This is a genomic window from Kitasatospora sp. NPDC015121, assembly GCF_055562955.1.
This window is the reverse complement of the sequence record NZ_JBVHEH010000020.1, coordinates 64,384-75,610: the sequence shown is the minus strand read 5'-3', so window position 1 is coordinate 75,610 and position 11,227 is coordinate 64,384. Positions and strand designations below refer to the sequence as shown.

Below are 11,227 nucleotides of genomic sequence, written 5' to 3'. Positions count from 1 at the left end.
CTCGCCTCCCGTACGGGGCGGGGTGGGCGGGGTGGGCCGGGTGCGGGTGTCGTGCGTCATCCAGCCAGGCCAAGGAGTCGTCTGTTGTCACGTCCGATGGATTTCTCGACGCTGAGCGGGCGTGCCCGGGCCGTCGAGGCGTTGGTGGCGGGGTTCGATCCGCCGGAGGGGGCCGAGGAGGCCGCGTTGCGGGAGCGGGTGTTGGATCTCGCGGACGAGTTGCGGGAGCGGGCCGAGGCTCCGGTGTCGATCGCGGTGGTCGGCGAGTACAGCGTCGGGAAGTCGCTGCTGGTGGGGACGTTGCTGGGGCGGCCGGACCTGCTCGCGGTGGAGGAGCGGCCGGCGACCGGGAACATCACGGTGCTGCGGCTGGTGCAGGGGCCGGCGGGGAGCCGGACGGGGGTGGATCCGCGGACGGTGGTGCACTACATGAGCACCGCGCAGCTGGCGTCCTGCGTCGAGGACATCCTGACGGAGCTGGTGGAGGGCATCGAGGCGCGCCATCCGACGCTGCGCGCGCGGCAGTTGATCGGCGGGCGCAACCCGGTGCTGGAGCAGGGGGGTTGGGCCGCGTTCGACAGCTGGTACCCGTGCCTGTGGGGGAACTCGGTGCCGGGGGTGGAGCCGGTGAACCCGGCGAAGATCGCGCCGACCCACCGGGACGCGGCGGTCGAGTTGTGCCGGATCCGGGACGCGCTGCGCCGGCAGAGCGGGCTGGTGGACTCCGGTCCGCTGGAGATCGACTCGGCCGCGGTGCGGGCGGCGCTGCTGCTGCCGCCCGTGCAGGCGACGCCGGAGGAGGCGCCCCGGTTGCAGGCGCCGCTGCGGTTCAACCGGGCCCGGGTGGCCGAGGGCGGGGACGCGCTGCGGGCGAGCTTCCCGCTGATCGAGCGGGTGGTGCAGACGGTACGCGTGTCGCCCGAGCAGTGGGACATCGGCGGGCTGCTGCACGAGCACGAGGTGCAGGTGCTGGACTTCCCGGGGATCGGCGCGGTCGGCTCGTACGGGCGGGACCGGAACCTGAGCCGCCGGGTGCTGGCCGACATGCACACCATCCTGGTCGTGCTGCACGCCCAACGACCTTACTCCCGGGAGGCGTTGTCGTTCTGGGAGATGCTGACGGACGACAACCGCTCACCGGCCGCGCTGGCCGACGCGGCGCTGGTCGCGGCCAACCTGTTCGACCTGATCGGCGTACCGGACCTGGCCGAGCCGGGATCCGGTCCGGGCACCGGGTCGAGCGTCGGACCGGACACCGCCCCGGAGGCCGCGCGGAGCGGACCCGTGCGGAACGGCGACCGGGCGGCGGCGGGCCCGTTGACCGACGCGCTGAACGGCATCCGCACCCAGGGCGGCAAGTACGTGGGGCGCCGCACCGAGCGGATCGTCGCGGTGTCGGCCGCGGCCGCGATCGCCACCGCCGGGCTGACCTACGAGGACGCCTCGCCGGAGACCCGGACCAGGCTGGCCGCGCTCGGCGCGGTGCTGGAGCTGGCGCCGCTGCCGCACTGGGGGGCGGTCGCGGCGCGGCTGGAGGCCGAGCTGCCGGGGGACGACTGGGCGGCCCGGTTGCGCCGGTACGACGAGGACGGCGGCCTGCGGGCGTTGCGGCGGCTGCTGGAGACGCACGTGCGGGAGCACGGGGTGCGGCAGAAGGCGGAGCGCGCCGAGCAGTCGCTGGAGAAGCTGGAGGCGGCGCTGCGCGAGCTGCGCCGCCGGATGTGCCGTGACCTGGCGGTGCCGAGCGCGGAGTACGGCGGGGCGGCGTCCCGGTTCGAGTCGATCCGGGTGCTGTTCCAGCGGACGGCGCTGCAGTTGCGGCAGTTGCGGGATCCGGGCGGGGAGCCGGCCGAGGGCCCGCCGCCGCCGTCGTTCGCGGAGATCGGCCGGCAGGTGCGGGCCGAGGTGTACGACTGGCAGCAGTGGACGCAGCTGATGCAGCGGGCGGCGGGCGACCCGCAGTCGCTGGTGTCGCGGAGCGTGCCGCCGGGGCGCCGGACGATCGGTCCGGGCGCGCGGAGCTCCCGGCAGCAGGACGAGTCGCTGTCGCCGGACTTCACCACCGTCTACGAGGCGGCGTTCCAGGCGGCCGTCGAGGACGCGACGGGCCGCTGCCTGGGCGCGGTGCAGGAGTGGCTGGACGAGTGGGCCGAGTACTGGCAGGGCCAGTGCGGGCGGCTGCTGCGCTGGCTGCGCGACGAGGAGGACGAGTCGGCGCTGCTGCTGCCCGAGGTGTACCGGCGCCGCCGGCACGACGAGACGCTGCTGGAGTACGTCGAGTTCGCGCTGGACGTGGACCAGGTGGCGCAGGAGCTGAAGGAGGCGGCGCGGGAGGAGGCGTCCCGGCGGGCCGTCGACTGGTCGGGGGCGTTCCCGGCGCAGTCGCGGCACGCGCTGCCCTGGCACCACGCGATGGCGGTGCCGAACGAGTCCGTGGACCGGCGCCGGCGGCACCCGCTGGCGGTGGCCCAGCTGCGGGCGGCGATGGCGGAGGCGGCGGCCTCCCGGGTCGGCGACGAGCTGGACCGGTTGATGGACTTCGTGCTGGCCCAGCTGACCCAGGTGTTCGCCGACGCGTCGATGGCCCTGCTCGGCCCGGCCGACTTCCGCGTCCCGGCCGGGGCCCCGGACGCCGCCGAGGAACGCCCGCTGCCCCCGCAGGTGCGGGACATCGACGCGCTGCTGCGCGAGTGGGGCGGCGGCGGACCGGCCGCACCGGGCGACCGCCACGACGACACCGGCACCGGCACCGGCACCGGCCACGCCCGCAGCGACGGCAGCGACGGCAGCGACGGCCACGGCAGCAGCGACCACGAGGACGAGGACGAGGACCAGCAATGAGCACCGCACTGACCATCGCGTTCGCCGCCCCGGACACCTCGGCCCCCCGGGCCGTCCCGACCGGCTCGTCGGGCCCGCCCGCCTCGATGCCCGGGGCGGCTTCGCCCGCCTACGGTGCGACCGTCGTCGCGGACGGCCCCCGGCAGTTCTCGCTGACGCCGTCGGCCGCCGGCTACCTGCTGCCCGACGTGTTCCTCGAACCGGCGGGCTACCAGGGCAACTTGACGGCACACCTGCCCGCCCTGCTGGAGGCGGTCGACGACGAGGACGCGCCGTCCTCGGCCGCGCTCGGCGAGGCGCTGCGCGCGGTGTGGGCGCCGCCGGAGGCGGCCCGGCTGACGGTGACCGGCCGCCGGGTGCTGGTCTCGGGAGCGGTGCTGCCGCTGGAGGTGGTGCACCCGGAGGGGACGGACGCGGCGCCGGACGCCGAGCCGCTGGTGCTGTCGGTGACCTGGACGATCCGCTACACGGGCACGTCGGCGCCGGGGACGGCGCACGAGGCGGTGCTGCTGACCTTCCTGCCGCCGGGCGCGAGCCGTGCCGCCGTCCCGGAGGCGGAGCCGGCCCTGCTGGTGCTGCGCGACGCCCGGACCCGCGGGCACCGGGCGCGCGGCGACCACGGCCGGGTGGTGGCGGTGGACTTCGGCACCACCGCGTCCACGGCCACCGTGGTGGACGTCTCGGAGACCTCGGACCGCCCGGTGGACGCCAACCAGCAGCGCACCCTGGCCAGGGAGTTGAAGGAGCTGACCGCGCCGCCGCCGGACTCCCCGGACTCCTGGCGGCGGGCGCTGCAGGAGCTGCGCGCCGAACACCTGCGGATCGACCAGCAGCAGTACCGGACGATCACCGGTGCGGACGCGCTGGGCCGGCTCGACGAGCTGGACATCGCCACCGCCGTCCTGCTGCGGATCGAGGCGGTCCGCGGCAGCGCCGTCGCCGACGAGCAGCTGCGCTCCTGGCTGGCCGACCGGCTGCACCGGCTGGTGCGGGCGACGGTCTCCACCCCGCCGCTGGACTTCCACTCGCTGACGCCGGTGCCGTACCCGGACGGGCACGGCGGGACGACCTTCGCCCCGGCGACGGCCGTGCGCCGCGCCGCCGAGCCGCTGGAGCGGCCGGGGGTGTCCGCGTACGGGGACACCGGGTGGGAGATGTGCGCGGAGGACGCGGGCGGGGTGACCGGCCTGAAGCGGATGTTCTTCGAGCGGCAGACCTCGTACGCGGGCGAGGGCCTGCCGGCGCCGGTGCACCTGACGCAGCACCTGCTGCGGCTGATGATCGAAGGAGCCGAGCGGCACGTCCACGACGGAGAGGACGCCGAGACGCCCCGGATGGGCACCGCGCTGCTGACCTACCCGACCTCGGCGCTGCCGCCGGACCGGGACAAGCTGCGCCGGCTGGTGCAGGAGGGCCTGTCCATCGACACCGTCGAGCTGCGGGTGGACGAGGGGCTGGCGGCCGGGCTGTACTTCCTGATGCGGGACCTGTCGGCCAACCAGCAGCAGGGCCTGGAGGCGATCCGGGCGGCGTCCCGGCCGGTGCCGGGCCGAACCGACCAGTGGCAGCGGATCATGCTGGTGGTCGACATCGGCGGCGGAACCAGCGACATCGCGCTGCTGGAGCTGACGCTGACCGACGACACCCCGGCGCCCGACCCGGCCCGGGCGTCCGTGGTGGGGCGGCACTACAAGCTGAGCCCGCGGATCCTGGGCACCATCGGCCACGGGCAGTTGGGCGGCGACCTGCTGACCCTGCACGTCCTGTACTGGGTGAAGGCCCGGCTGGCCGACGTCCTCGGCCCGCACGCCACCGGCCGGAACACCCCCGGGAGCAGCGGCAGCGGAAGCACCGGCAGTGGCACAGGTACCGGCACCGGCACCGGCACCGGCACCGGCACCGGCACCAAGTCGCTGTCCGCGCAGGTCGCCGAGCAGACCGGTGAGCACCGCAAGCACCTGGTCTCCCCCGAGCTGCGGGCCGAGCTGCGCCGGGTGCTGCCCACCGACTGGCGCGACCTGCCGCCGGAGGAGGCCGCCGAGCGGGCGGTGCGCAAGGAGCGCTTCGACCGGTTGTGGCGGATCGCCGAGCAGGCCAAGCGGGTGCTGGGGCAGGAGGAGGAGTCGTTCCGGATCGACCTCGCCGACATCATCGAGCTCACCGAGGGTGGCGGCGTCCAGCTCCAACAGCCCACCTCGGCGGTGGAGTTGCCGCTCGCCGAGTTCCGGCTGCTGGTGCAGCCGGTGCTCGACCAGGCCGCCACCATGGCCGCCTCGCTGGTGGCCGACGCCTTCGCCCGGATCGCCGCCGCCGACGGGCGGGCCGATCCGGTGCTCGACCAGGTGGTGCTGTCCGGCCGGACCAGCGCGATGAAGGGCGTCCGCCGGGCGCTGGAGAGCCGGCTGGCGGCCCGGCTGCTCACCACCCAGGGCGCGGGCGCGCGCCGCACCTCGGTCTGGAACGCGTCCCGGATCCACACCGAGACCGGCTACCTGGCCAAGCAGGCCACCTCGATCGGCGCGGCCTGGCTGCACACCATCCGGGCGTTCCAGGGCACCGTGCAGGGCATCCAGGACGAGGACCCGCTGAACGCCGAGGCCCAGGCCTCCGAGCTGTCGGTCGAGACCAAGGGCCTGTTCGCCTGCCTGCCCTGCGACTTCGACCGGCTCGGCCAGGAGGGCGAGTCGTACAGCCTGTTCCGCTCCGGCACCCCGTACGAGGAGCTGACCCCGGACGGGCGGCTCGGCCTGCGGTCGAAGTGGCTGCGGGTGGTGCGCTGGATCGTGGTGCAGCGGCCGCGGGCGGGCAGCAAGGCGATCCAGTGGGGGCAGATCCACATCGAGCGGATCCCCGACTACAAGCGGCACGCCACCCCGTCGGTGTGGGACTTCGAGGGGAGCCCGGAGATCCGGTACCAGGCTGAGGTCGACAACCGGCTACGGCTGTTCGTGCTGTTCTGCCACGGCGACCCGCACTACCACGTGGCCTCCGGGGAGGCGGGCGGCGAGGGCGGGCTCGCCCTGGACGGGGCGGCGGGCGGCGCGCTCTCCTTCGACCATCGGCTGGGACGGCTGGCCGTCCCCGGCGCGCTCTGCGTCTCCCCGACCCGCCCGGACGGCGAGCCCGGCCCGCTCACCGAGGTCTTCCCCGCCCACCCGGAGGGCCACGCCCCGCGCGAGTACCTCGACCTTCTGTTCCACACCTCCGTCCGCCCCGACCCGCAGATCCCGCCCGTCCCCGGCCGGATCGCCCGCCTGCCCCGCCCGGCCGGCACCGAGGACCACCTCGACGTCCACCTCCGTCCCGCCCGGGGCGAGCCGGTCCGGCTCGGCCGGGTCCCCGTCCCGCCCGCGAACCCGGAGTCCGCCGACGGCGACCTGCGCTTCACCCTGGACGCCCACGGCTGGCTCCGGGTCCACCGCGGCCACGTGCCGTACGCCGACGCCGAGGCGTTCGCCCACATCGAGCAGCGGCCCGGATGGGTCCACCGGATCGAACTCGAGCCCGGGCGACGCGACTTCAACAGTTACTGGGACCCCACCAGCGGGAGGCACTGAATGGACGACGACCACCGCGGCACGACCACCGCACCTGCGGCCGACGGCGACCGGCTGTACGAACTGCTGCACCGGAGCGCCGACTTGGCCCACGACCTGCTCGCCCTCCCCTCCCCCACCCGGACGGTCTTCCTGGCCGAGCTGTACGCCCTGCTGCGCCGCCTGGACGCGCACGCTCTCGCCGCCGTCGACCCGGCCGCGCCGCCCCCGGCGGACCGGGACGCCGACGAGGCCGAGCAGTTGCTCTTCCTGCTCGACACCCAGCTCTACCAGGTGCTCCGCCTCGCGGGCCGAACCCAGCCGGACCCGATCGTGGAGCCGGGAGTCGACGCCGCCACCATGACCGGCACCGATGCCGAGGTCGAAGCCGAGGCCGATGCCGACGCGGCCGAACCGGTCACCGCCGTCGACGAGGCCGTGACCGCGATCGAGCCTCCTCCGGCGGACACTGACGGTCCGTCAGACGACCCCGAGTCGACCGACACCCCTCCCCCGCCGGGCGACGACGAGGGGGACCGGGAGCAGTTCGCCGCCGAACTGGTGGAGTTGGCGTCCACCCCGCCCTGGCAGGAGCGGGTCGCGGGGTCGGACCCGGCGACGCTCTGGCGGGTCCTGCACCTGTCGCTGCTGAAGCTGCCGGCCGAACAGGCGCACGCCGGACGGCTGCGACTGGCGGAGGCGGCACGGCGACTCGACCCGGCGGGCTTCGACGGGCCGTACGACCCGGATGTGCTGGTCCCGGCCCTGCCGAGCGTGTGCGGGACGGCGCTGGTGGTACCGCTCGACCTGGCCCCCGACGGGGAGCCGTCCGAAGCCGAACGGGCGGACGTGGCAGCGGTGTTCGCGGCGGTCCCGGCCGCGCGGGCCGACCGGGCGGGGCTGCTGCCCTGGGTGGCGCGGATCGCCCAGGCCCACCGGCTGTGGGCGTGGGACACCACGCTCGGCGGGTACAGCGAACGCGGCGGGTCGTGGTCCCGGAACCCGGCACTGCCCCCGGCGTGGAACGAGAAGCTGAAGAGCCTGGCCCTCCCGGTCTCCCGGAGCGGGCAGGCCGATCCGTCCGCCGGGGACGGCCTACGCCGGGTGCTGGGGGACCCGGAGAGCGCCGACCTGTTCCTCCGACTGGCCCGGAAACTCGACGGGACGCTGGGCCGGATGTGCCACAAGGTACCTGCTCAGCAGGGAAGTTGGTGGTGGCAGTGGCGCTCTCGGGTCGCGGACCTGCTGACCGTGCCGGCCGCCGCCCTGGACCTGCGGCCGGCCCTTCCCACGGAGGTCGCGGGCTGGGGGGACGAACTGCGGGACGCGCACAGCGCCGACAACGTGGTGCCGGTCCACGACAGCCGGCTGGCGGTGCTGTGGGTCCTGACCACGCCGGTCCTGCCCACCCCGACTCTGGCCGCCCCGGCCCTGCCCGCCCCGGCCCGGGCCGGTGCCGAGTCCGTCGGCCGCGGCAGGCTCCTGCTCGGCCGCGCCCGGACCACCGGATGACCGGCCCGGTCGACCCGCTGACGGCACGGGTCGCCGCCCTGCTGGCGGCGCTGCCGCTGGGGCGCTCCTGCGGCCTGGACCCCGAACTGGCGAGGGACGCGGAGCTGTTGGCGGCAGGTGGCGCACCGCGGCTGCGGATCGCGGTGGCGGGCCCGGCGGCCGGGCCGGTCCGGGAGTGGCTGGCCACCGCACTGACCGCCGAAGCCGCCCACAACTCCAGCCCCGGCCCCGACCCCGGCCCCAACCCCGCACCAGGCGCGCACGACGTCCCCGAGCCCCCGGACTGCGCGGCGGCGCCGTCCGGCTGTCACCTGCTGCTGTTCGCGGTCGCGGACCACGAGGGCCCGCCGAGCGAGGCGGAGCGGCGGCTGGCCGCGCCGGTGACGGCCGTCCTGGGCGGGGCGGGGGCACCGGGCGCGGCGCTGGTGGTGGTGGCGGCGGACGACTGGCGCGGGGTCGGCCTGGCGGCGGTGGCGGGCTGGCACCGCCGCTGGCGGCGGGAGTGGTGGGGCCCGGCGACGGCCGGCCTGCCGGTGCACGCCGTGGTGCCGGGCTGGTGGGACGGGGAGCGGGCGCACTCGGGGCTGCCGGAACTGCTGGCGCAGGTGGTCCGGCCGGCCGTCACGGGTGCCCGGGGCGTGGTGACGGCGCTGACCCTGGCGCGGCTGGCCTCGGCGCTGCGCGAGGTCCGGCTGGAGGGCCGGGCGCAGGCGGCGGTGCTCGGCTGGACGCTGGACGCCCGCGGCCTGCCCCGCCCGGTCCTCGCCCGCGACCGCCCGCCGGACCTGGCCGACCCGGCCGCGCACTGGCACCGCCTGGACGTGTTCGCCGCGCCCCCGGCCGCCCGCCGGGCGTCCCGGCGCGTGCGCCCGGCTCCCCGTCCGGACCCCGATTCCCTTCCGCACGTTACCGATTCCCCCCGCCGCGGCGCTTCCGGTCGCGGCCCCCGAGAGGAGAGACCGTGACCGTCCTGCTGCTCGTGCTCCTGGCGCTCAGCGTCGCGGCCAACGCCTGGCAGGCCGTCCACCGCACCCGTACGGTCGCGCAGCACCGTGCCACCGGTGAGGCGCAGCAGAACCTGATCGCCCGGATGCGGCACGACTTCGTCCTGGCGGATCGTGAACGGGCCGATCTGCGGGCCCAGTTGAACGCGCAGCTGTCGGCGGGCCGGTCGGCCGACGCGCAGACGGCGGCGCAGCACAGCAGTCTGTCCGGGCTGGTCGAGCAGTTGCGGGCGGAGCGGGACGCGGAGGCGTTCGGGCGCGCCCGGGCGGAGGAGGGGGTGCGGACGCTGGACGCGGAGCTGGACCAGGCCCGGGCCGGGCGCTCCCGGGCCGAGCGGGACGCGCTGGCGCTGCGGGCCGAGTTGGACGACCTGGTGGCCACCAAGTCCGTTCCACTGGAGCTGCCTTCGCCTGCGGTGCCGCGCGAACTGCCGTTGGGGCGGGACGCGGTGGCGGACAGCCTGGTCGACGGTGCGGACCTGGGGCCGCTGGTGGTGCGGGCGGCGTCGGTGCGCGGCGAGGCCAACCGCCGGGGCAAGGAGCACCGGCGGGACGCGGTGCTGCTGAGTCGGATCGACGGTTTCGGTTCGCCGGTGCTGCTGGGTTCGGTGGCCTCGGGCGTGCCGGGCGAGCCGCTGAGCCAGACCGCGGCCTCGGCGGCGGGGCGCGCGCTGGCGCAGCAACTCGCGGACTACGCGCCGAGGTTGCAGGGCAAGCTGTTCGCGGCCGGGCACGACCCGGAGGTGGCGGGCATGCTGAGCGTCGCGCTGGGCGGCACGGCGCACACGGTGCGGCTGATCGCGGACGGTGCGACGGCGTCGCTCGGCGGCCGGGACGCGCAGCGCGACCGGGCGGCGGCGACCTCGCTGTTCGCGGTGCTGTCGGAGGTCGACGACCTGGAGCGGGACGGCGGGGTGCGGCGGCACGTCGCGTTCGGCGTGGGCGACGGGGTGGTGATGCGGCTGCGCGACGAGGGCGCGGGGCCGCGCTGGGTGCCGGTGTTCGAGGCGGACGCGGCGGCGCGGTCGCGCCGGCTGCCGGCCTCGCCGACGGCGGTGACCTGGACGCGGTTCCAGACCGTGCCGGGTGACGTGTTGGTGGTCGCGGGGCGGGCGATGGCGGACCTGCTGGCGCACCCGGACACCGGCGGCTGGTTCGCCGACCGCTGGACGGGCCGCCAGCCGGACCTGACCGCGTTCCTGGCGGACGTCAACCTGGCGGCCCGGACGGACACCGGCGGTGACCGCAGCCTGGTCGCGGTCTGGGACTTCGGGCAGGCCCGCCTCGCCGAGCGGGCCGCCCCGGCGGCCGACCGGTGACCGAGGTGCCCGCGGTGCCCGGAGCGCCCGGGGCGCCCGCTACTCCTCGATCCGCACCAGTGCGAGGGTGACGTTGTCCGGGCCGCCGGCCCGGATCGCGGCCCGCCACAGGTCGACGAGGGCGCGCTGGTCATCGCCCTGCGCGTCGCCGTCGGCCTCGGCGTCGGCCTCGGTGAGCAGGGCGGCGAGCTCCTCGGGGGCGACCGGGTCGGTGAGGCCGTCGGTGCACAGCAGGTAGCGGGCGCCGGGTCCGGCGGGCAGCCGGGTGAGGTGCGGCCGGAAGTCCTCGGGGGAGGTGGCGCCGCCGACGGTCCGGGTGACCAGGTGGCTGGTGCGCCGGCCGGGGGCGGGCGGCGGGCTGTCGTCGGTGCTGAGCAGGCGCAGCCCGACGCCCTCGCCGAGGTCCGGGGTGATCTCGTAGACCTGGCTGTCGCCGACGTTGAACACGGTGACGTGGCCGTCGCCGAACACCGCCCCGGCGACGGTGGTCGCCATCCCGGCCAGGGCGGGGTCGGCTTCGGCGGCCTCCCGCAGGGCGGCGTGGCAGGCGTGCAGTTCGTCGGTGACGTCCTGTTCGCCGCGCAGGTGCGGCCCGGCGGCGGCGAGGTGGCGGACGGTCAGCGCGGAGGCGACGTCCCCGGCCGGGTGCCCGCCGAGCCCGTCCGCGACGGCGACCACCACCGGGGTCTCCCCGTACGGGAAGACCAGGCTCTGCGGGCTGTCGGTCGAGGTGGCGCAGAGCGTCCACGGTCCGAGGACCAGGCTGTCCTCGTTGTGGTCCCGGACCACTCCGTCATGGCTGAGCGCGCTGACGACGACGTACGGCAACTCCACTGCCCCTTCACCGAGCCCCCGACGGAACTGTCGCCGCCATTGTGCCCATCCCGTTCCCCGGGCGTGTCGCGGGGGCCCCCGCCGCCGGGGGGCGGGGGCCCCCCCGGGGGGGGGGGGCGCGCCGGTAAGGGGGCGTTGGCGGGGCGCCCGCCGGCGGGTGGGGGGCCCTGGGCCGGGGGGC

6 protein-coding genes are annotated in these 11,227 nt (G+C 76.3%); 5 read left to right on the top strand and 1 reads right to left on the bottom strand.

Annotated features, from left to right (window positions below; all coding sequences use genetic code 11):
- Positions 1-84: 84 nt before the first annotated feature.
- The 5 genes from ACZ3J7_RS27905 to ACZ3J7_RS27885 are packed head-to-tail and all read left to right on the top strand — an operon-like array spanning position 85 to position 10,212.
- Positions 85-2,841 (top strand): hypothetical protein, encoded by a 2,757-nt coding sequence (locus tag ACZ3J7_RS27905; protein WP_465625692.1) that lies wholly within the window; start codon positions 85-87, stop codon positions 2,839-2,841.
- A complete protein-coding gene (locus ACZ3J7_RS27900; RefSeq protein ID WP_465625690.1) occupies positions 2,838-6,398 on the top strand; it encodes a hypothetical protein in 3,561 nt (1,186 codons plus the stop codon). The genes ACZ3J7_RS27905 and ACZ3J7_RS27900 overlap by 4 nt, the downstream gene beginning before the upstream one ends.
- Positions 6,399-7,889 (top strand): hypothetical protein, encoded by a 1,491-nt coding sequence (locus tag ACZ3J7_RS27895; RefSeq protein WP_465625688.1) that lies wholly within the window; start codon positions 6,399-6,401, stop codon positions 7,887-7,889.
- Positions 7,886-8,854: a hypothetical protein gene (locus tag ACZ3J7_RS27890; RefSeq protein ID WP_465625686.1), complete on the top strand. Its 969-nt coding sequence runs from the start codon at positions 7,886-7,888 to the stop codon at positions 8,852-8,854. Before ACZ3J7_RS27895 ends, ACZ3J7_RS27890 begins: the two co-directional genes overlap by 4 nt.
- Positions 8,851-10,212: a hypothetical protein gene (locus tag ACZ3J7_RS27885; protein WP_465625684.1), complete on the top strand. Its 1,362-nt coding sequence runs from the start codon at positions 8,851-8,853 to the stop codon at positions 10,210-10,212. Before ACZ3J7_RS27890 ends, ACZ3J7_RS27885 begins: the two co-directional genes overlap by 4 nt.
- 39 nt (positions 10,213-10,251) lie before the next feature.
- Here ACZ3J7_RS27885 and ACZ3J7_RS27880 read toward each other — a convergent pair whose 3' ends face one another.
- Complete coding sequence (locus tag ACZ3J7_RS27880) at positions 10,252-11,040, bottom strand: PP2C family protein-serine/threonine phosphatase (RefSeq protein ID WP_465625682.1); 789 nt, start codon at positions 11,038-11,040, stop codon at positions 10,252-10,254.
- Positions 11,041-11,227: the final 187 nt, after the last annotated feature.

Bases quoted from the DNA above. Each gene is read 5' to 3' on its own strand.
- ACZ3J7_RS27895 (WP_465625688.1), top strand. From the start codon at position 6,399: ATGGACGACGACCACCGCGGCACGACCACCGCACCTGCGGCCGACGGC.
- ACZ3J7_RS27900 (WP_465625690.1), top strand. From the start codon at position 2,838: ATGAGCACCGCACTGACCATCGCGTTCGCCGCCCCGGACACCTCGGCC.
- ACZ3J7_RS27890 (WP_465625686.1), top strand. From the start codon at position 7,886: ATGACCGGCCCGGTCGACCCGCTGACGGCACGGGTCGCCGCCCTGCTG.